The organism is Yersinia pekkanenii (assembly GCF_001152565.1).
Taxonomy (GTDB): Bacteria; Pseudomonadota; Gammaproteobacteria; order Enterobacterales; family Enterobacteriaceae; genus Yersinia; species Yersinia pekkanenii.
Genome location: NZ_CQAZ01000051.1, coordinates 1 through 21,245, shown reverse-complemented (window position 1 = coordinate 21,245; position 21,245 = coordinate 1). Strand labels below are relative to the sequence as shown.

The following is a 21,245-nucleotide window of genomic DNA, read 5'->3' as shown; positions in this document are numbered from 1 at the left end:
TGTGATTCCGTACTCTTTTTGTGTTGCATTAGTTGGATTTTGACAAGCGATTTACCGCTGCCTGTAAAGCAAAGTTGTAGCCATCTGCGCCAAGTCCGCAGATCACCCCAACCGCGATATCAGAGAGATATGAATGATGACGGAAAGGCTCCCTGGCATGCACATTAGACAAGTGGATCTCGATAAACGGGATCTGCACGCCTAGCAGTGCATCACGCAGCGCCACGCTGGTATGCGTAAATGCTGCCGGGTTAATCAGGATAAAGTCGGTATTCCCCCGTGCCTGATGAATTCTATCAATCAGCACATGTTCTGCATTTGACTGCAAATGGGACAGCGTGACATTCATCGCCAGAGCTTCAGTCTCTAACTGACTGACAATCTCAGCCAACGTGGTGTCACCGTACTTTTCTGGCTCACGTGTTCCAAGCAGATTCAGGTTAGGGCCATTCAGAAGCAAAATGTGCAACTTATCCGACATTGTGCTGGTATCTCCGGCAATTAGTCCATCATCGTAAAAAATAACCTGATGTCACCGATTTGTCACCTTTTTACGAGAAATGTGACACTGCAATCGGTACTAAGGTCGGGCATTATAATGATATCGTAGCAATTAGCAGCTAAATACTGGTCTTATCAGCGAAGATATTCAATAAAAAAGAGTGGGAAATATGTATCAGCTACCCATTTATAACGTGGATAACCATGATAGATTCCGGTTTTTAGCGACCCCATTGGCGAAATTTTTTATAACGTAACGCCAGTAATATGACCGCCGTCACTGCGTAGATAATGGGCCAGGGTGACAGCGTTTTCACCGACCAAAGATAATGAATTGGCGCAAGAATGGCGACAACATACACCAGATTATGCAGTTTTTGCCAGTTGGCTCCCATTTTTCGTTGCGCCCACAAGGTGGATGTTACTGCCAGTGACAGCAACAATAGCCAACTGATAATACCCAAGGTCAGATAGGGGCGGGTAACCAGTTCACGCCCAAGCAGGCCAATATTATTCAGCCCCAGTTCCAGCACTGAGTAGCTGACCAAATGCAAGGTTCCCCAGGCAAAGCACCATAATCCCAGCAGCCGGCGGCAACGGATAAGTAAGGGTTGTTTGCCGTAGCGCGCCAGCGGCGTGACCACCAGAGTGGCTAACAGCAGTTTCAGTGTCATGCGGCCGGTAAAATGTTGAATATCTTTTGCCGGGTCGGCACTGAACCAGCCTTGATTGACCGATAAAATTAACCACAAGAAGGGCAGTGCTGCCGCCAGCCAGATAGCGACTTTTAACCATTTGATTTGCCGCAGGCTGAGTCGCATCAGAAATTCTCCCTCAGATCCAAACCACGATACAGTGAGGCTACCTGATCGGCATAGCCGTTAAACAGTCGTGTTGGTTGGCGTTGTACATCCAGAATGCCGCCGGAACCGATAAAGCGCTCAGTGGCCTGTGACCAGCGCGGATGATCGACATGCGGGTTCACATTGGCATAAAAACCGTATTCGTTGGGTGCACTCAGGTTCCAGGTCGTCGGGGGTTGATCATGAGTCAGGCGAATATGAACGATGGACTTTATCCCCTTAAAACCATATTTCCACGGCGTGATGAGCCGTAGTGGAGCACCGTTTTGTGGCGGCAGGGCTTTGCCATACACACCCAGAGTCATAAAGGCCAGTGGGTGCATGGCCTCATCCAGCCGTAATCCTTCAACGTATGGATACTTCAAACCACCACCAATAAAGCGGTCTTCTTGCCCTGGCATTTGATCGGGTGCATAAAGTGTCTGAAATGCCACGTAGCGGGCGTTGCTGGTTGGCTCAACCCATTTCAGTAGTTTTCCTAGTTCAAAACCAATCCACGGCACCACCATTGACCAGGCTTCCACGCAGCGCATACGGTAAATGCGTTCTTCCAACGGGAAGCGCTTTATCAGGTCGTCAATATCCAGTGTCATCGGTTTGGCGACATCGCCGTCGATTTTTATCTGCCAGCCTTCGGTTTTCAGGGTTCCGGCATTGGCGGCGGGATCGGCTTTATCCAGACCGAATTCATAAAAGTTATTGTAACCCGTGACTTTATCTTCTGGAGTCATCGCCAGATCGGGGTGGTAAACCGTTGATTTAGTAAATTCCAGCGGCTTACCTGATGGCGCTTTGGGGCGGTTATTGCCTTTAAACCATGCCAGTAAATCAGCATGTGCGGAGGTAGGTAACGCCAGTGTCGCAGCGGTTATCCCTAATGCCTGTAGTACTTTGCGGCGCTGATAAAAAATGTTTTCCGGGGTGACATCGGCTTCTGTTAGTTTGCGCGATATGGCAGCATTACGCAGGGAATGAGATAAAAAGTTGCGCATAAAATGACTCCGTCAAACAGGGGGAATACATACTGACCTTATTAATATTAATCATGGCGGCATATAGGGACAAGCGCTAGAGGGCGGAGAGAAATTTGAAAATCATTACAATGCGAATGATAAGGTGGGGGCAGATACCCCCGGAGGCACCGAATCAACGAATTTTAACCAAGGTTCGGCCAGTGACTTTATTGGCTAACAGATTTGCCGCAGCTTCTGGTACATCGGCCAGCGTAATAGATTGTGAAGCCTGCTGATAGAAACTTTCAGGCAGAATTTCCAGCAGCCGCTGCCAGGCTTGTTGACGGCGTGGTTGTGGGGTCATGACCGAATCCACCCCCTGCAAACGCACATTACGCAGAATAAAGGGCATCACTGTCGTGGGTAGCGTGTAGCCACCCGCCAGCCCGCAGGCGGCCACAGTACCGTTGTAATTCATCTGCGCCAGCACCTTAGCCAGTAGTTTGTCGCCAACGGTATCAATGGCACCCGCCCACAACTGTTTTTCCAGTGGGCGTGAAGCATCAAGATAATCATTGCGTGATAGTACACGGTGAGCACCCAGACTTTTCAGGTATTCACTGTTACTGTCACGACCGGATATTGCAGCAATCTGATAACCCAACGCGGAAAGCAAGGCAATTGCAGTGCTACCAACGCCACCACTGGCCCCGGTCACCACCACTTCACCACTTTCCGGTGTGACCCCCCCTTCCTCCAGCGCCATTACGCACAGCATAGCGGTGAAACCCGCGGTACCGATAATCATCGCTTTACGGGGTTCCAAGCCTTCAGGCATTGGCACCAACCAGTCGCCATTGACACGTGCTTGTTCCGCCAAACCGCCCCAATGGTTTTCGCCCACTCCCCAGCCGGTCAGCAAAACCGACTGGCCAATATGAAAACGAGGATCTTCGCTGCTGTGCACCGTACCGGCAAAATCAATGCCCGGAACCATGGGAAACTCGCGAATAATCTTCCCTTTGCCCGTGATGGCCAGAGCATCTTTATAATTCAGGCTGGACCAATTGACATCAACGGTGACATTACCGGTTGGCAGTTGTGAGAGGCATGTCTCACGCACTTCTGCTGTTGTGCGGCCTTCAGTTTGCTCAAGTATCAGTGCTCGCATGTGTCACTCTCCCGATATACCTTTTTGCAACGTGGATGACGTTGGGTATAAATTGTGAATAATTCAAAAAAAGTATGGACTAAGCGTGAACTAATTATAGCGGTAACACCAATCTTCAAGTCTGATCAAGAACAAAAATCGATCCATTGATTTTTATCATGGCTATGCTTGAAGGAGGATTGATCGAACATCAGGGAAAGAGGTTGAATTATTGTGTTATTGTCGCACTATAAAGTAAAACGTCCGTGTTATGACGCATTTCTGTCATACAGTATTTTCCTCAAGGGAGTCGAGGGATTTTTTTCGCTTAATTGCGCTTCGCAAGGCTAAAGGGATGCGATTTACAACCAAACTTTCTGCGTTTATGACCCTACTGGTCGTCTCGGCTATGTGCTTAGTATTACTGGGGAGCACGGCAAGTTTCTTCTATCTATGTCAGAAAAAGATGGAGCACCGTCTCCAGAGTATTGTGACAGCTTATGATCAGTCTCTTCTTCTGCAATCTGCTGATAAAGAACGAGAGTGGCTGCCTATAATGATGCGGACGATCGGAGTGGTAGAAGTCAGTATCCAAGATCAGACCAGCACGTTGTATCAGCTTAAACTCCCGGCAACTTATACGCCCTGGAATAGCAAAAGCAGATATCGTCATCTGGCGATACCTATGCTGCATCAGCCTGGGGCCACAATGCATTTCACCTATATTGACCCCTTGAGCAGCTACGTCCGCTCTTTTTATGCACTGTCCGTTTTATCGCTGGCGGCCGCCGTGATTGCCATGGCGCTACTGTTAAGTTTCCGTTGGTTGCGTGACCAGACCGCAGGCCAGGAAAAACTTGAGCGGCGAGCAAAACGTATTCTTAATGGCGAGCGTGAATATGCTATCCACAGTGAAGGTTATGAATGGCCGCCTTGCGCCAGCCGTGCCATTGACCGTCTGTTGGCCGAGCTAATCGAAGTGAGGGAAGAACGTAACCGAGTGGGTACATTGATTCGCACCTTTGCTGCGCGGGATGCTAAAACCGGCCTCAGTAATCGTCAGTTTTTTGATAATCAGCTAACGACTCAATTGGAAGAGCACGGTGCTCATGGGATCGTTATGATGGTGCAGTTGCCTGATTTTGATCGTTTAGATGAGACGGATGATCATCAGCAGGTACAGGATTTAATGCATTTGCTGATTAATCTACTTTCTACTTTTGTTGCTCGCTATCCTTCCGCGTTACTGGCGCGTTACCATCACAGTAATATCGCCATATTGTTGCCACATAAGACCCTAAAAGATGCCGATGTCATGGCCGCACAACTGGTTCACGCGGTAGGCGCGTTACCTGCTCCCTATATTATTGACCGTGAATCATTGTTGCATATTGGCATTGTGGCGTATCGCAGTGGCGAATCAGCCGAACAGGTTATGGATAATGCTGGACAAGCGACCAAAAATGCGGCGATGTATGGGGGGAATGGCTGGTATGTGTACGACACTCAAGTATCAGAAAAAGGGCGTGGTAGCGTCAAATGGCGCACGTTATTGGAACAAACGCTGGTTAACGGTGGCCCAAGGCTTTATCAGAGGCCGGTCATTACGGTTGACGGTAAAATTCATCACCGTGAAATCATCAGCCGCATATATGATGGTGAGCAAGAGCTGCTGGCTGCCGAGTTTATGCCATTAGTGCAATTGCTCGGTTTGGCTGAGCGTTATGATCGCCAAAAAATTGATCGGATTATTCCTTTATTAGCTTTATGGCCGGACGAAACTCTGGCATTTTCTATCTGCGTTGATTCATTATTGCAGCGTTCTTTCCAGCGTTGGCTGCGAGATACGCTCTTACAATGCAGAAAGTCTGATAGAAAGCGAATTATCTTTGAACTTGCAGAGGCAGATGTGTGTCAACATATCGACCAAATCCGCCCGATGATGCGTTTATTGCTTGGCGTGGGCTGCAAGGTGATGGTGTCACAGGCCGGATTGACGGTTGTCAGCACCTCTTACATTAAATCTTTACGGGTTGAAATGATCAAACTTCATCCGGGATTAGTAAGAAACATTAATTTACGTTATGAAAATCAGTTGTTTGTGGAAAGTCTGACCGGTGCCTGTGCGGGGACGCATGCGAAAGTTTTTGCGGCGGAAGTGCTTACCCGTGAAGAATGGCAAACGCTGAAGGAGAAAGGTGTTTATGGTGGGCAGGGTAATTTCTTTGCGCTGCCAACGCATTTAGACCCCGGAAAGAAAAAATATTCGTATTAGGGCCATGTTTAGCCTGATCGTTGAGCAAAAATTAACGTAGAATGAGTCAGTCATTTCCGTAAATCGTTGGTGAGTGCTTACATCCGACGATAATCAGGTTAAATGTTAGATTTTATGTGCTGTGTTACGCCGGTCGTTGCGCAGAGTCTGTGTTGTGTCGAGGGTTTGTTTAACCTTTTCAAGCAACATGGATCCTGAATGGAACGAGATGCCAATAACGCAGCTACTTTTTCACCGAATCAGGACGTTTTTGCGCCTTGTCGCTGCTTCGTGTGGTTGGTAAAGTAGGCGGATTTTATTTTCCGCCCCCAGCTTGCAGGATTATCCTTTCGTTATGTTTAAGAAATTTCGTGGCATGTTTTCCAACGACTTGTCCATCGACTTGGGTACCGCCAATACCCTTATTTATGTTAAAGGACAAGGCATTGTACTGAATGAACCTTCAGTGGTTGCTATTCGTCAGGATCGTGCTGGCTCGCCGAAAAGCGTTGCGGCTGTAGGCCATGAGGCTAAACAGATGCTTGGGCGTACCCCCGGCAATATCGCAGCTATTCGCCCAATGAAAGATGGCGTTATTGCCGATTTCTTTGTCACCGAAAAAATGCTGCAACACTTTATCAAGCAAGTTCATAGCAATAGCTTTATGCGCCCAAGTCCGCGTGTATTGGTATGCGTGCCGGTCGGGGCTACTCAGGTTGAGCGCCGTGCGATCCGTGAATCTGCTCAGGGCGCAGGCGCTCGTGAAGTGTTTCTGATTGAAGAGCCAATGGCGGCGGCAATTGGTGCTGGCTTGCCGGTTTCTGAAGCAACCGGCTCAATGGTTGTCGATATTGGTGGCGGTACCACAGAAGTGGCCGTTATCTCTCTAAACGGTGTGGTTTACTCTTCTTCTGTGCGTATCGGTGGTGACCGCTTTGATGAAGCCATTATTAATTATGTGCGCCGTAACTACGGTTCATTGATTGGTGAGGCGACTGCTGAGCGTATCAAACATGGCATCGGTTCTGCTTACCCAGGTGATGAAGTTTTGGAAATTGAAGTCCGTGGTCGTAACCTTGCTGAAGGTGTACCTCGTGGCTTTACGCTGAACTCCAATGAGATCCTTGAAGCGTTGCAAGAGCCGCTGACCGGTATTGTTAGCGCGGTGATGGTTGCACTGGAACAGTGTCCGCCAGAACTGGCATCTGATATCTCCGAGCGCGGTATGGTATTGACCGGTGGTGGCGCATTGCTGCGTAACCTGGATCGCCTGCTGATGGAAGAAACGGGTATCCCAGTCGTGGTGGCAGAAGATCCATTGACCTGCGTTGCACGCGGTGGTGGTAAAGCGTTGGAAATGATCGATATGCATGGCGGCGATTTGTTCAGCGAAGAATAGTCAGCCAAAAAGGAGGACTAAATCAGGTGAGCGTATTTTTGTTCATCAGGTTTAGTGCCTCCTTTATGTATGTCGTCGAGGAATACGCATAATTTATGAAGCCGATTTTTAGCCGGGGTCCATCCCTGCAATTACGACTGTTCTTTGCTGTTCTTGCAGCTATTGTTTTGGTTATCGCTGATAGCCGATTGGGTACGTTCGTTAAAATACGTACCTATATGGACACCGCCGTTAGCCCTTTCTATTTTCTGGCCAATGGGCCACGCAAAGTTCTCGACAACGTTTCTGAAACTCTGGCTACCCGTGAACAACTGGCGCTGGAAAACCGTGCGTTACGCCAAGAACTGTTGCTGAAAAATACTGACCTACAGTTGCTCGGGCAATTTAAGCAGGAAAATAATCGCTTACGTGAATTGTTGGGTTCCCCGCTGCGTCAGGATGAACAAAAAATGGTGACACAGGTGATGTCCAGTGGGACAGACCCTTACAGTGACCAGGTAGTTATCGATAAAGGTTCTAATAGTGGGGTGTACGAAGGCCAGCCGGTCATCAGTGACCGTGGTGTCGTAGGTCAGGTTGTCGCAGTGAGTAAATTAACCAGCCGCGTATTATTAATTTGTGATACCTCCCATGCTCTACCTATTCAAGTGTTGCGGAACGATATTCGGGTGATTGCCGCAGGGAGTGGCTGTACTGATGACTTATTATTGGAACATTTACCCAGCAATACAGATATTCGTGTCGGTGATGTGTTAGTGACGTCTGGCTTGGGGGGGCGTTTTCCCGAAGGTTACCCGGTAGCGGTAGTCTCTTCTGTCAAAGTGGATAACCAGCGGGCTTATACTGTGATTCAGGCTCGCCCAACGGCAGATTTACAACGCTTACGTTACCTGTTGTTATTGTGGGGTGCTGACCGTAATGGTGATATGCCATTACCGCCGAATGAGGTTCGCCGTGTGGCGAATGAACGTTTGGCTCCCATGATGTCACAAGTATTGCCTGCCGCCGATGATATGGGGCCACCCGCGCCACCCACTATTACGACTTTACCTGCGACAACGGCACCTGCCAGAACGTCACCCGCTAGAAATTCAGCAACGACAGTGACTGCGCCGGGAGTATCGCGATGAACCGTTACAGCAGTAATGGTCGTTGGGTTATCTGGTTATCCTTCCTGATTGCCATGGTGCTGCAAATTATGCCGTGGCCGGAACAGATTTATATGTTCCGACCTTCATGGCTGGCATTAATATTAATTTATTGGGTGATGGCATTACCGCATCGGGTTAATGTGGGTACCGGCTTTGTGCTCGGGTTGATTATGGATCTTATTTTGGGTTCAACACTTGGGGTGCGGGCGCTGGCGCTCAGTATTATCGCTTATCTGGTGGCGTTTAAATTCCAGCTATTTCGCAATATGGCATTGTGGCAGCAAGCGCTTATCGTGATGCTGCTTTCGTTGACGATGGATGTTGTGGTGTTTTGGTCTGAGTTTTTAGTCAGTAATGTCTCATTCCGGCCGGAAGTCTTCTGGAGTAGTGTCGTTAACGGTATTCTATGGCCTTGGCTATTCTTGTTAATGCGTAAAATTCGCCGTCAATTTGCGGTGCAATAAGGACTTAAGACTCATGACCGCCTTGTATCTTGCCTCTGGTTCTCCGCGTCGCCGTGAATTGCTGACCCTGCTTGATGTTCCCTTTGAGGTTTTGAAAACAGAGGTTGAAGAGCAACGCCATCCAGAGGAGAGTGCGCAACAATATGTCCAGCGTTTAGCGCTGGATAAGGCACGAGCAGGGGTGAAGGTCGCGCCACGGGATCTGCCGGTATTAGGAGCAGATACCATTGTGGTGTTAAATGGGCAAGTATTAGAAAAACCACGGGATAAAGCCCATGCGCAGCAAATACTGAGTGCGCTGTCCGGGCAGCAGCATCAGGTGATCACTGCGGTGTCACTGGCTACCCAACAAGATGTATTATCTACCATGGTTGTGACAGATGTGACATTTCGTGTGTTATCTCAGTTGGAAATCAGTAACTATATTGCTACCGGTGAACCCATGGACAAAGCGGGCGCTTACGGTATTCAGGGGAAAGGTGGCTGTTTCGTCAGAACCATTACTGGCAGCTATCATGCCGTAGTGGGGCTGCCGTTGGTAGAAACCCATGAATTACTAAGTAATTTTATTGCGCTACGTAATGTGAGAGGAAGTCATGACAGCTGAATTACTGGTCAATATCACACCGTCTGAAACGCGGGTTGCCTACATTGATGGTGGCATCCTGCAAGAAATACACATCGAGCGTGAAGCCAAAAGAGGGATTGTCGGTAATATCTATAAAGGTCGTGTTAGTCGGGTGTTACCGGGTATGCAAGCCGCTTTTGTCGATATAGGCCTGGAGAAGGCCGCTTTCCTTCATGCTTCCGATATCATGCCCCACACCGAATGCGTGGCTGGGGATGAGCAGAAAAATTTCAATGTGCGCGATATCGCTGAACTGGTTCGCCAAGGGCAGGATCTGATGGTGCAGGTGGTGAAAGATCCCCTTGGTACCAAAGGCGCACGTTTGACCACTGATATTACCCTACCTTCTCGTTATCTGGTTTTAATGCCGGGTGCGGCCCATGTTGGTGTTTCCCAGCGTATTGAAAGTGAAGCTGAACGCGAACGCCTGAAAAAGACCGTGGCAGCCTATTGCGATGAACAGGGCGGTTTTATTATCCGCACCGCCGCCGAAGGCGTTTGCGAAGCTGACTTATCTGCGGATGCTGCGTTCCTTAAGCGTCTGTGGACTAAAGTCCAGGAGCGTAAAAAACGCAATATCACCAAATATAAACTCTATGGTGAGATGGCGCTGGCGCAACGGGTGTTGCGTGATTTTGCCGGTGCGGCGCTGGATAAAATCCGTGTTGACTCCAAACTGACTTACGATTTGCTGGTGGAATTTACCCGCGAATATATTCCGGAAATGACGGAAAAGCTGGAGCTGTATGCCGGTAAGCAGCCGATCTTCGATCTCTACGATGTAGAAAATGAAATTCAGCGCTCATTAGAGCGTAAAGTTGAGCTAAAATCAGGTGGTTACCTGATTATCGATCAAACCGAAGCCATGACCACCGTGGATATCAACACGGGGGCTTTTGTCGGTCACCGTAATCTTGAAGAGACCATTTTCAATACCAATACTGAAGCCACTCAGGCCATAGCCCGCCAACTGCGGATGCGTAATCTGGGCGGGATTATCATTATTGATTTCATTGACATGAGTAATGAAGAGCATCGTCGGCGTGTATTGCATTCATTGGAACAGGCACTGAGTAAAGATCGGGTAAAAACCAGTATTAGCGGTTTCTCTCAGCTAGGTTTAGTCGAAATGACCCGTAAGCGCACGCGGGAGAGCATTGAGCACGTGTTATGCAACGAATGCCCGACCTGCCGTGGCCGTGGTACCGTCAAATCGGTGGAAACCGTGTGTTACGAGATCTTGCGTGAAATTGTCCGCGTTCACCACGCTTATGATTCTGACCGCTTCCTGGTCTATGCTTCTCCAGCGGTGGGGGAAGCGCTGAAAGGTGAAGAATCCCACGCATTGGCAGAAGTGGAAATCTTCGTCGGTAAGCAGGTCAAAGTTCAGATTGAGCCACTGTATAACCAAGAACAGTTTGATGTGGTGATGATGTAAGAGCCTCCCGGCCTTTGTGTATGGGTTTTATCGAGATCCGCGGCCATTTGTGTGGTGGATGGCAAGGAGAGATGTGTGAGGCGACTGCCCAAGATTTTGTTAGCGACAGGCGCTACAATGATTGTTGTGGTGGCACTGTTGATCAGTGGGCTACGCATGATGCTGCCTCTTATCAATGATTATCGTCCGCAAATCGTGGCTAAAGTTCAGTCGATCAGCGGTATTCCACTGGAAGTGGGGTTCATGCAGGGATCGTGGGAAACCTTTGGTCCGACGTTAGAATTGCGTGATATTCGCGCTAAATTGCCGAAAGCCGACTGGCAGGTACAACGGGTGACCCTTGCGCTTGATGTGTGGCAGTCATTGCTGCGTTGGCGCTGGCAGTTCCGCGACATGACCTTCTATCAGTTGCAGTTGAGCCTCAATACCACGTTGGATATGCAGCAGAACAACCGCCGTAATCTTGAGGCGGGTAATCTTACTGATATCTTCCTGCGTCAGTTAGACCATTTTGATCTACGTAACAGCCGTGTCTCGTTCCTTACCCCCTCAGGCTCCCGTGCTGAATTAGAGATCCCACAACTGACCTGGCTTAACTCGCCTGGCCGCCATCGTGCTGAAGGCCAAATCAGCCTGTCGACCATTAATGGTCAGCACGGTGTAGTAATGGTGCGAATGGATCTACAAGATGATCAGGGTATTTTGAACAACGGCACTGTTTATATGCAGGCTGACAATATCGATCTGAAACCATGGATCAGTCGTTGGCTGCACAATAATACCGGGCTGGACAGCGCAGAATTCAGCCTGGCGGCCTGGCTGAGCATCAAAAGTGGCGAAATCTATCGTGGTAATGTCTTACTCAGCCAAGGGCAAGCCAATTGGACTGTCGGTAACAAAACTCATCAGTTAGCAGTAGATAATTTTGTATTGGAAGGCCGCCGTCAGGGGAATGGCTGGCAAGTTGATGCGCCAGAATTGAGTCTTAAAACCGATGGACAACCTTGGCCGCAAGGGAGTTTATCCGCGCTGTGGTTACCTGAAAATACCCAATTTATTGGGCCGGACCAATCTCAAGAACTACGTATTCGTGCCACCAATATTCAGTTGGAACGGGTGGGGCCACTGTTACCGACCTTGTCACTTTTTACCCCTGAGCTAATGAATCGTTGGGCGGACTTGCGGCCACAAGGGAATATCAATGCACTGGCATTGGACATTCCTATCAGCCAGCCGGAAAAAAGCCGTTTTCAGGCCAAATGGCACGATATTAGCTGGCAACACTGGAGCCTTCTGCCAGGTGTTAATCATTTTTCTGGTGCACTGAGTGGTTCCGCAGAGTCTGGTCGGCTGGATATCAACCTTAAAAACAGCACGTTACCTTATGGTGATATGTTCCGCGCACCACTCGAGGTGAGCCAGGCCAGTGGCGCATTGAACTGGCTGGTTGATGACAAAGGCTGGGCGCTGTGGAGTGATCAATTGGATGTCAGGGCTAAATCGCTGTGGAGCAAGGGTAGCTTCCGCTATCAGCAGCCAGAGATTGGGCAACCGTGGCTTAAAATCCTGGCGGGTATTCGCTTGTATGATGCCACCGATGCCTGGCGCTACTTCCCTGAACCACTGTTGGGTAAGAAGCTGGCGGATTATCTGACTGAAGCGTTACAGGGTGGGCAGGTAGACAATGCCACATTGATTTATAACGGCAATCCTAATGATTTCCCTTATAAACATAAAGAAGGTCAATTTCAGGTCGCGGTGCCAGTGCGTAATGCGACCTTCCAGTTCCAGCCGGATTGGCCTGCATTAGAAAACCTGGTTATCGACCTCGATTTTCTCAATGACGGTCTGTGGATGGTGGCGCCCCAGGTCATGTTGGGTAACGTCACTGGCAGTAATATTAGCGCCGTCATTCCGGACTATCTGAAAGAAAAATTGTATGTTGACGCCGAAGTTGCCGGTGTTGGGCGTGATATCCATGATTACTTTACGGCAACACCACTTAATGACTCGGTAGCTGAAACACTGGAAGAGTTGCAAGTGGGTGGGAAAGTTAGTGGGCGCTTACACCTGGATATTCCCTTGGAGGAGGACCGTATCACCCACGCCAGCGGTGAAGTGACGCTGAAAAATAACAGCCTGCTGGTTAAGCCGCTACAAAGCCAACTGGAGAATATCAACGGCAAGTTCCGCTTTAATGATGGCAACCTCGATAGCGATACCTTATCTGCCAACTGGTTCGGGCAGCCATTAACGGTCGATTTTACCACCGAGGAACAACCAAAGAACTTTTTGGTGGATGTCGGGCTGAAAGGCGACTGGCTACCCGCTAAATTACCCGGCATACCGGCAGATGTGGCGAAGTTACTGGGTGGCAGTGCCAACTGGCAGGGCAAAGTAGCCGTGCAATTACCCAAGCAGGGTAAGCCAGATTATAAAGTTGATGTCACTGCTGACTTGAAAAAAGTAAGCAGTCACTTACCTTTACCGCTAGATAAATCAAGTGGTCAGCCATTACCGCTACAGGTACAGGTCATCGGTGGGTTGGATGAGTTTACCTTGTCGGGCAGCGCGGGCAGTCACCAGACTTTTAACAGCCAATGGCTGCTGCAAAAGGATCAAGTCGAACTGGCTCGTGCCATCTGGCAAAGTGATAATCGAGCGACTGACAATAAAAAAACGGGCAGCCCCCCCCCTCCGTCGCTACCGGATGATAAAGGTTTGGTACTCAAGTTACCGGTATTGGATGGCGAAGGTTGGCTGGCCCTATTGGCACCTGAGTTTGCCTCGGTGAGCGCGCCTTTTGCCTCGTCAGCGCAACCCAAAATAAAAGGCAGTAAATCCAATGTCATTCTCCCTCAGCGGCTGACATTACAGACGCCGCAGCTATTGGTCGGAGGGCAAACCTGGCACCAACTGACACTTCAGCTAGAGCCGCTACTGTCGGGCACCAAAGTCACGGCAAAAGGTCAGGAAGTGGAGGGTAGCTTGCTGATGGCAGACCAAGGGCCATGGCATGCTGATATCGATTATCTTTATTACAACCCGCAATGGGCCGCTAGCGAGCAGAAAAATCCACTGGCGCAGGCGGCATTGCAGGAGCCACAGAGCCACAGTAACATTTCGTTCCGTGATTGGCCCGCTGTGCAATTGCGCTGTAAAGCCTGTTGGATTTTGGGGCAGAATGTGGGGCGGATTAATGCCGATCTGACACCCAAAGGTTCTATTCTGACCCTGACCAATGGCCTTATTGAGGCAGGTAATGGGCGGGCAATAATTACCGGGCAATGGCAACAAGACGGAACTGGTGATCAAACCGCGCTCAATGTGGCACTGAGCGGGCCAAAAATCGATGAAACCATTTCATTCTTCGGCCTGACCACGCCGATAAAGGATGCCTCTTTTGATATCAATGCCGAGGTAAACTGGCGTGGTGTCCCGTGGCAGCCACAGATTAATACCCTAAACGGGACGTTAAAGAGTAGATTGGGCCGAGGGCAGTTGAGTGATCTTGGTGGAGGGCGGGCCGGGCAACTACTGCGGCTGGTTAGCTTTGACGCACTATTACGTAAGCTCCAACTCGATTTTAGTGATACGTTTAGTCGTGACTTTGCATTTGATTCTATTCGGGGCAGCGCCAATATTAAAAATGGCGTGATGCACACCAATGATTTAGTGGTGGATGGATTGGCAGCCGATATTGCCATGAGCGGTAATGTAGACTTGGTTAAACGCCAAATCGCCATGGAAGCTGTCATTACGCCAGATATTTCGGCTACTGTAGGCGTCGCAACCGCTTTTGCGATCAACCCAGTGATCGGGGCGGCGGTATTTGCTGCTTCGAAGATTTTAGGGCCGTTATGGAGCAAGGTTTCGCTAATTCGCTACCAAATCACCGGTAGTTTGGATCAACCGACCATCCATGAAGTATTACGCCAGCTAAAGGAGAGTAAGGCGCCATGAAAAATGCCAATGTTGCATTATTGCAGTTATGCAGCGGTGAAAATATCCGTGACAATCTGGCTCAGATTGAGCAACAGATCAAACAGTTAAACTCTGGCATTAAACTGGTTATGACGCCGGAAAATGCATTGTTATTTGCTAATGCAGCCTCTTATCGTCACCATGCGGAACAGCACAATGACGGGCCTTTGCAACAAGAAGTGCGCGAAATGGCCCGCCGCTACGGTGTCTGGATCCAAATTGGCTCGATGCCAATGAAAAGCCGCGAGTCAGCGGACCTTATCACCACCAGTAGCTTGTTGTTTGATGACCAGGGTGAGCTTAAAGCTCGCTACGACAAAATCCATATGTTTGATGTGGATATAAACGATACTCATAGCCACTATTGTGAGTCGGATACCTATCAGCCGGGGCAGCAACTGACGGTGGTTGATACGCCGGTAGGTTGTTTGGGCATGACGGTTTGTTATGATTTACGTTTCCCTGGCTTATTCCAGGCGTTACGCGCGCAGGGTGCCGAGATTATTTCAGTACCGGCGGCCTTTACCAAAATGACCGGTGAAGCTCACTGGGAAATATTATTGCGCGCACGGGCGATTGAAAACCAATGTGTGATACTGGCCGCCGCACAAGTAGGGCGTCACGGCGCCACTCGTCGCACTTGGGGCCACACTATGGCGGTCGATGCCTGGGGTAAAATAATCGGGCAGAACCCAGATGCGGTTGCTGCCTTAAAAGTCAAAATCGACACCACAGGTTTGAACACTATTCGTAATCAGATGCCGGTATTGCAGCACAATCGCTTTGTATCGTCGCTGGTACCGCGATTATCTGATTCAAAACAATCATCTAAATAAGAGTGAACACTATGAGCCTCTCGTTTGTCAGTGAGCAGTTACTCGCTGCTAACAAGCTGAACCATCAGGACTTGTTCTCAGTATTGGGGCAGTTGGCTGAACGCCGCCTCGATTACGCTGACCTGTATTTCCAGTCCAGCTATCACGAGGCCTGGGTGTTGGAAGACAGCATCATCAAAGATGGCTCTTACAATATTGATCAGGGTGTGGGCGTACGTGCCGTCAGCGGTGAAAAGACCGGTTTTGCCTATGCTGACCAAATCACCCTGAATGCTTTACAACAAAGTGCCCATGCCGCGCGCAGTATTGTGCGTGATACGGGTAACGGCAAAGTGCATACCTTAGGCGAGATTGCCTATCAGGCGCGCTATTCGTTGTTGGATCCGCTGCAAAGTCTCTCCCGGGAAGACAAAATCGCATTGCTACATCGGGTCGATAAAGTGGCCCGTGCCGCCGATAAACGGGTGCAGGAAGTCAGTGCCAGCTTGAGCGGTGTCTATGAGCAGGTACTGGTGGCAGCCACTGATGGCACGCTGGCGGCAGATGTGCGCCCACTGGTGCGGCTGTCGGTCAGCGTATTGGTGGAAGACAACGGCAAACGCGAACGCGGTGCCAGCGGTGGTGGTGGCCGTTTTGGCTATGACTACTTCCTCGAAACTGTGGATGGCGAAGTGCGAGCTGATAATTTTGCCAATGAAGCGGTCAGAATGGCACTGGTAAATCTGTCGGCTGTTGCCGCCCCTGCCGGTGCTATGCCAGTAGTCTTAGGCGCAGGTTGGCCGGGTGTGTTGTTGCACGAGGCGGTCGGTCATGGTTTGGAAGGTGATTTCAACCGCCGTGGCAGCTCAGTCTTCAGCGGCCAAATGGGTAAATTGGTGGCGTCAGAACTCTGTACTGTAGTGGACGATGGCACCATGCAGGGCCGTCGTGGCTCGCTGGCTATCGACGATGAAGGGGTGCCGGGCCAGTACAACGTACTGATTGAAAACGGTATTCTTAAAGGTTACATGCAGGATAAGCTGAACGCACGCCTGATGGGGGTTACGCCGACCGGTAACGGCCGCCGTGAATCCTATGCGCACTTGCCAATGCCGCGTATGACCAATACTTATATGCTGGCGGGTAAATCGACAGCGGAAGAGATAATTTCCAGTGTGGAATATGGCCTGTATGCACCTAACTTTGGTGGTGGTCAGGTGGATATTACTTCCGGCAAGTTTGTGTTCTCAACCTCCGAAGCGTACTTAATCGAAAAAGGCAAAATTACCCGTGCGGTGAAAGGGGCCACTTTGATTGGTTCAGGTATTGAAGCCATGCAGCAGATTTCCATGGTCGGTAACGATCTGGCGCTGGATAAAGGTGTCGGCGTTTGCGGCAAAGAGGGCCAAAGCCTGCCAGTTGGCGTTGGCCAACCTACTCTGAAGTTAGATAATCTGACGGTGGGTGGCACGGCGTAGGATTTAGATTGAGCCATTAAAATGCTTTTAATGGCTTTTTTAAAGATGTCTCTATTGGCTATTATGATGCGGTATAGCCAATAGAAATATCTATGGCTTTTCAAATCCTAACAACGACTGCCGCGAGCAACGTTTAAATTAATAATCTATAATCTAATTTTTTTAACAAACCCTACGTGTTGTAGGGTTTGTTATGGTTTTTATTTTATATTTTAAGATATTTAATAATATAACCATCCTATTTTATCAGTTAGATTGAGGCTAATATAAATGTATAGTGAAAACTATTAAGTTATCTTAAACTGAAAACCCAAGCTTAAGTCCGATTTTTTTAATCGGACTGACGATGGAGAAGTCAGTAATATCTTTTAGATTTGGTTGTCCTCCTAGCTCTCCAGATAATCGAATTATATCTTTGCCGAGAAGATTAGTTGCTTTTTCTAACCGTAATAACGGATCTGTATTTGATGGTGCTTTATTAAATCCTTGTTTTATTAAGTTATTATCAGTTCTTTCGATCCATAGTTCAGCCAAGGGAGTAATCATATCTGTTAACCCAGTATTCTGTAAATAACTGGATAATAGTCCTCCTTTGGCCCTATCTCCACCAACGTCAATAAGTTTTATTAAAAATTCAGCTAAACTAGGATAGGCACGATTATAAGCGCTCATTGTTGCACTATCATTTAGTCCTAAATGAGATTCTATTAGCCTGGTTGTGACTTCGGTTGCTGCTTCATTTAAGTTGTTATTAACTGTCTGTAGCCCAGTCAATCCTCCAGGAGCGGAAAGTAAATGAATAGACTCATGTCTTGCATAATGTTCTCCTCCAGCATTTTTATCGGAGAATGCAAAAATAGGTTTTCCTTGCAAATTAGAAGCAGTAAAACCAAATGATTCTGTTTTTTCAATATAATCTTTTGCCTCAGACAAAGATAAACTTGACTCATTAGAGAACTGTTGTATCAACGAATCCTTGTCTACATATTGGAGTATTTTTTCTTTTTGTATAAAGTTAAAGTATTCTACAAAAGTATCAGCCAGTTTACTTATCCCCTGCTGGTAGTCACTTTTAAAGTCTAATTCATTGATTGATTTCCTATAATTTTCTATTGAAGTAGAACTTTCCTCATGACTATCTATAAACGATTGAGGCTTTAACCCATCTTCATCCATCAATGAAATAGGATTATTCCTTACCATGCGATATAAATTCAACCCGTCAATAGTCCCTGCCGGATCGCTACTTAACCATCTGCCCAGCCACGGCAGATAATAGCGGAAGCCGTAATAATACAGGCCGGTGGCATCGCGCTCTTTACCGGAATAACGCACGGTTTTATATTTCGCTTCCACCGTGTTACGCGAAGCAAATACGGCGGTGCCACCAAACGGGTAATACTCTTCCTGGCTGATAATATCGCCGTTATGATCCAGCTCTAATAAACTGGAGCCAATTTGGTTATCAAAGTTGTAGCGCAATTGATTATTAGCAATATCATCCGGCTTACCGTGCTCCCACCGTAATACCCGCACCTGGGCGCGACCAGCAGCCCCGACGGTAATCACCTGAAAATCTTCCGTCAGCTTATCGTTATTATGCTGAGTGCGCAGCTCCAGCCCCGGCAAATACACTACTTTGCTGGTTTGGTTTTGCTGAATACTTTGCTTCACGATGCGCATGCCATCACTGCCGTACAGATAGCTCTCGCGGTCATTGTTGAGGGAATTTCCAGCCTCACGCTTAACGGTAATCACCTGTTGCAACTGATTGCGGGCGTCCCATTGCAGCGGCTGGCCGGGTTGTAATTGTTGTTGGTTACCGGCGGCATCAAACTGACTGCGGATATCAGCGGCCGTTAACCCATCTTGCTGTTGAATGCCGTGGTTACTGGTATTGGAGACAGTGATGAGCGTGCTGTAGTTGCTGGCACCGGTATGCTGTATTTTTAACAGGTTACCGCTACGGTCATAGCTGTAACGGCGGGTGTAATTGACATATTGATTGCCGTCAGTCAGTGAGACTAAGTCTGGCAGGTTAGCGCTTTGCGCACTGTTTTTGTCGGATTCACGGCCGGTGGCTTCAATCAGTTGATACAAGGCGTCGTAGCGGTAAGTGGTCTCCGGCACGATTTTCTGATTACGGTAGAAGCGGGTGGTCTCAGCATCATTATGGATAGCCAGAATATTGCCGACCGGGTCATAGTCGTAGCGCAGGTCTTGCAGCAGGGTTGGCCGGTCTTTCAGGGCCGGGCGGGTGGTTTTAATGCCGATAAGCCGTTGGGTTTCAGCCTCATAGCGATATTGCGTCACCACGCCATTGCCACTTTCTTCGCGCAGTTTTTGCCCGGCAGCGGAGTAGGTGAGGGATTTAACCATCACCTGTTTAGCTCCGCCCTTCAGCGTTAGCCAACTGCCGCTTAACTGACCAGCACGGTTATAGGCCATCTGCTGGAGATGGCCTTTGGCATCGGTCTGGGTGAGTAGCTGGCCGAGGGCGTCGGTGGTGCCGTGGGTGACAAAATACTCATCACTGAGACGTGAATCCCAGTGTTCTTTACCAAACCAATCTACCGGGCCGAGGGTCTCGGCCAGTAAGCGGCGCAGTTGTTGCAGTGGCGCACCGGTGATCGACAGGCTAATAACCTGCTGTAATCCGGCGGTATCATAATGGCGGATGCACTGGCCGTTGAGGTTAGCGTCTTTATGCTGTTGGCTGTTTTCACCATAGAAGAAGCGGTCAGTAATGGTTTTGCTCCCCCCTTTAGTTTGCTGCTGGTACTCAATCGGGCGGCTCAGATGAGTGTCACCCGATTCATAGATAACCCACTGGCAGGCGCCTTGAGCATTGATGCTCACCGCCGTACGGCCTTTAGCATCAATCAGTTGCATCAGGGTGCCATTATCGACACCGTCGGTGCGCAGCACGGCTCCAGCAAGGTTATAGTGATAGCGAAAATTGGGCAGAACGGTTTTGTCTTGCTGTTGTGCGGTAAACAGACGGGGATCGATACTGGCGGCTAACTGCCCCAGTGCGTTATAGCAGCTATGGGTGATCAGCTCATCGGCAGTCTGACTGCTCTCACTGCGGTTATAGGCCAGTGTACGAATACCCAGCCCACGGTTATCGCTGATGGCGATGGTGGGGTGGATTAAGACCATATTGTTTGTCATGATTTATCCTAATATCTTAAATATCTATTGGAGATATTTAAGATTGAATTAATTGAAAAAAAGTTATCTACTCCATGAATTTATCGATATAACAGGTTTCGATTTCATTTGGGTGGGGCTTGTTGATGTGCTTATATTTTTATTCTTGAATATATAACGATGCAAACTTGTTCTCCCCGTTGTTTTTTCCCTGAAGAGCTAATTATTGAACGTGTTTTATGAATGTTATTAGCTAATGTAAATCTATCTCCCATTCCTCGATAACCATAAACTCTAACCTCTTTATATCCTATTTTTCCCAATTCATTTGCGAAGTATTGAGCAGGAGCTTCGTCAAGAGATTCACCAGGAGGAATAATAGAGCCTATAATTATATTGTCATCTCCAGAATGGCAAGAAGTTAGCTTGATATCTGAAAAGTTCATAGGTAAACCTGATGATTTAAAATTTTCAGCTAATTCTTTAAATGTTCGAATAGATTTTTCATCATCATTCGAGAGAGCTGGAACACCTGCTGATCCATGTCCTATCAACAAAAGTTTGTGCTGACTGGGATCAAGGTTTTTTAATGCGGTTGTTTTCTCTAAACTACTCACTTTAAAATTAGATGGGGCTACTGCCTCACTCAATGCTGAATATTGAGGAGGTTCACCACCATCCATTTGATCAATAATGCCTAGTATCTTTGTTAAAGCAGTCGCTTTCCCTTCAGATAATAAAACAGATTTTAGATTCAAAAGCAGTTCTTTTTTTTGTTTTTCTGTATCAACAATAATAGGCATTATTTGTTTTTTATTTAATATACGTTGCGCATTTTTACCAACGATTTGTTCTAAAGCCCCCATATCAGAAAAAGGTGAATATATAAAACCTTGTTTACGATCATGAGGCTTTAACCCATCTTCATCCATCAATGAAATAGGATTATTCCTTACCATGCGATATAAATTCAACCCGTCAATAGTCCCTGCCGGATCGCTACTTAACCATCTG

At 48.2% G+C, this 21,245-nt stretch carries 15 protein-coding genes; 9 read left to right on the top strand and 6 right to left on the bottom strand.

Going from position 1 to position 21,245, the window contains the following annotated elements:
- Positions 1–28 precede the first annotated feature (28 nt).
- The 4 genes from aroQ to acuI form a co-directional block, all read right to left on the bottom strand.
- Complete coding sequence (aroQ, locus tag AEP37_RS19435) at positions 29–481, bottom strand: type II 3-dehydroquinate dehydratase (RefSeq protein ID WP_049614904.1); 453 nt, start codon at positions 479–481, stop codon at positions 29–31.
- A gap of 241 nt (positions 482–722) precedes the next feature.
- Positions 723–1,322 carry a protein-methionine-sulfoxide reductase heme-binding subunit MsrQ gene (gene msrQ / locus AEP37_RS19430; protein ID WP_049614903.1) on the bottom strand — a complete coding sequence of 200 codons (600 nt, stop codon included), beginning with the start codon at positions 1,320–1,322 and terminating at the stop codon, positions 723–725.
- The gene (gene msrP / locus AEP37_RS19425) at positions 1,322–2,356 is read right to left on the bottom strand and encodes a protein-methionine-sulfoxide reductase catalytic subunit MsrP (protein ID WP_049614902.1); all 1,035 of its coding nucleotides are present in this window, start codon (positions 2,354–2,356) and stop codon (positions 1,322–1,324) included. The genes msrQ and msrP overlap by 1 nt, the downstream gene beginning before the upstream one ends.
- A 154-nt stretch (positions 2,357–2,510) precedes the next feature.
- A complete protein-coding gene (gene acuI, locus AEP37_RS19420) occupies positions 2,511–3,488 on the bottom strand; it encodes an acrylyl-CoA reductase (NADPH) (RefSeq protein WP_049614901.1) in 978 nt (325 codons plus the stop codon).
- Positions 3,489–3,822: 334 nt separating this feature from the next.
- Here acuI and csrD point away from each other — a divergent pair, with 334 nt between their 5' ends.
- From csrD to tldD, 9 genes are all read left to right on the top strand, one after another.
- On the top strand, positions 3,823–5,742 hold the full coding sequence (csrD, locus tag AEP37_RS19415; protein ID WP_049614900.1) for an RNase E specificity factor CsrD: 1,920 nt from the start codon (positions 3,823–3,825) through the stop codon (positions 5,740–5,742).
- Between the two features lie 334 nt (positions 5,743–6,076).
- Entirely contained in the window at positions 6,077–7,120 is a 1,044-nt protein-coding gene (mreB, locus tag AEP37_RS19410; protein WP_049614899.1) for a rod shape-determining protein MreB, read from the top strand.
- A gap of 95 nt (positions 7,121–7,215) precedes the next feature.
- On the top strand, positions 7,216–8,250 hold the full coding sequence (gene mreC / locus AEP37_RS19405; protein ID WP_049614898.1) for a rod shape-determining protein MreC: 1,035 nt from the start codon (positions 7,216–7,218) through the stop codon (positions 8,248–8,250).
- Positions 8,247–8,735, top strand: coding sequence for a rod shape-determining protein MreD (gene mreD / locus AEP37_RS19400; RefSeq protein ID WP_049614897.1), 489 nt, complete (start codon positions 8,247–8,249; stop codon positions 8,733–8,735). Before mreC ends, mreD begins: the two co-directional genes overlap by 4 nt.
- A 13-nt stretch (positions 8,736–8,748) precedes the next feature.
- Positions 8,749–9,342: a Maf family protein gene (locus AEP37_RS19395; RefSeq protein ID WP_049614896.1), complete on the top strand. Its 594-nt coding sequence runs from the start codon at positions 8,749–8,751 to the stop codon at positions 9,340–9,342.
- A complete protein-coding gene (gene rng, locus AEP37_RS19390; RefSeq protein ID WP_049614895.1) occupies positions 9,332–10,801 on the top strand; it encodes a ribonuclease G in 1,470 nt (489 codons plus the stop codon). Before AEP37_RS19395 ends, rng begins: the two co-directional genes overlap by 11 nt.
- Positions 10,802–10,876: 75 nt before the next feature.
- A complete protein-coding gene (yhdP, locus tag AEP37_RS19385) occupies positions 10,877–14,764 on the top strand; it encodes an AsmA2 domain-containing protein YhdP (protein ID WP_049614894.1) in 3,888 nt (1,295 codons plus the stop codon).
- Positions 14,761–15,621, top strand: a complete 861-nt coding sequence (gene nit1 / locus AEP37_RS19380; RefSeq protein WP_049614893.1) for a deaminated glutathione amidase — start codon at positions 14,761–14,763, stop codon at positions 15,619–15,621. Before yhdP ends, nit1 begins: the two co-directional genes overlap by 4 nt.
- 11 nt (positions 15,622–15,632) lie before the next feature.
- Positions 15,633–17,078 carry a metalloprotease TldD gene (gene tldD, locus AEP37_RS19375; protein WP_049614892.1) on the top strand — a complete coding sequence of 482 codons (1,446 nt, stop codon included), beginning with the start codon at positions 15,633–15,635 and terminating at the stop codon, positions 17,076–17,078.
- A gap of 297 nt (positions 17,079–17,375) precedes the next feature.
- Here the strand turns inward: tldD and AEP37_RS19370 are convergent, their stop codons facing one another.
- Positions 17,376–20,252, bottom strand: a complete 2,877-nt coding sequence (locus tag AEP37_RS19370) for an RHS repeat domain-containing protein (protein ID WP_082170871.1) — start codon at positions 20,250–20,252, stop codon at positions 17,376–17,378.
- Positions 20,253–20,383: 131 nt separating this feature from the next.
- Positions 20,384–21,245 (bottom strand): RHS repeat-associated core domain-containing protein (locus AEP37_RS27350; RefSeq protein WP_049614891.1); only part of this gene is annotated, 862 nt, incomplete at its 5' end.

Bases quoted from the DNA above. Each gene is read 5' to 3' on its own strand.
- aroQ (WP_049614904.1), bottom strand. From the start codon at position 481: ATGTCGGATAAGTTGCACATTTTGCTTCTGAATGGCCCTAACCTGAAT.
- msrQ (WP_049614903.1), bottom strand. From the start codon at position 1,322: ATGCGACTCAGCCTGCGGCAAATCAAATGGTTAAAAGTCGCTATCTGG.
- msrP (WP_049614902.1), bottom strand. From the start codon at position 2,356: ATGCGCAACTTTTTATCTCATTCCCTGCGTAATGCTGCCATATCGCGC.
- acuI (WP_049614901.1), bottom strand. From the start codon at position 3,488: ATGCGAGCACTGATACTTGAGCAAACTGAAGGCCGCACAACAGCAGAA.
- csrD (WP_049614900.1), top strand. From the start codon at position 3,823: ATGCGATTTACAACCAAACTTTCTGCGTTTATGACCCTACTGGTCGTC.
- mreB (WP_049614899.1), top strand. From the start codon at position 6,077: ATGTTTAAGAAATTTCGTGGCATGTTTTCCAACGACTTGTCCATCGAC.
- mreC (WP_049614898.1), top strand. From the start codon at position 7,216: ATGAAGCCGATTTTTAGCCGGGGTCCATCCCTGCAATTACGACTGTTC.
- mreD (WP_049614897.1), top strand. From the start codon at position 8,247: ATGAACCGTTACAGCAGTAATGGTCGTTGGGTTATCTGGTTATCCTTC.
- AEP37_RS19395 (WP_049614896.1), top strand. From the start codon at position 8,749: ATGACCGCCTTGTATCTTGCCTCTGGTTCTCCGCGTCGCCGTGAATTG.
- rng (WP_049614895.1), top strand. From the start codon at position 9,332: ATGACAGCTGAATTACTGGTCAATATCACACCGTCTGAAACGCGGGTT.
- nit1 (WP_049614893.1), top strand. From the start codon at position 14,761: ATGAAAAATGCCAATGTTGCATTATTGCAGTTATGCAGCGGTGAAAAT.
- tldD (WP_049614892.1), top strand. From the start codon at position 15,633: ATGAGCCTCTCGTTTGTCAGTGAGCAGTTACTCGCTGCTAACAAGCTG.
- AEP37_RS19370 (WP_082170871.1), bottom strand. From the start codon at position 20,252: ATGACAAACAATATGGTCTTAATCCACCCCACCATCGCCATCAGCGAT.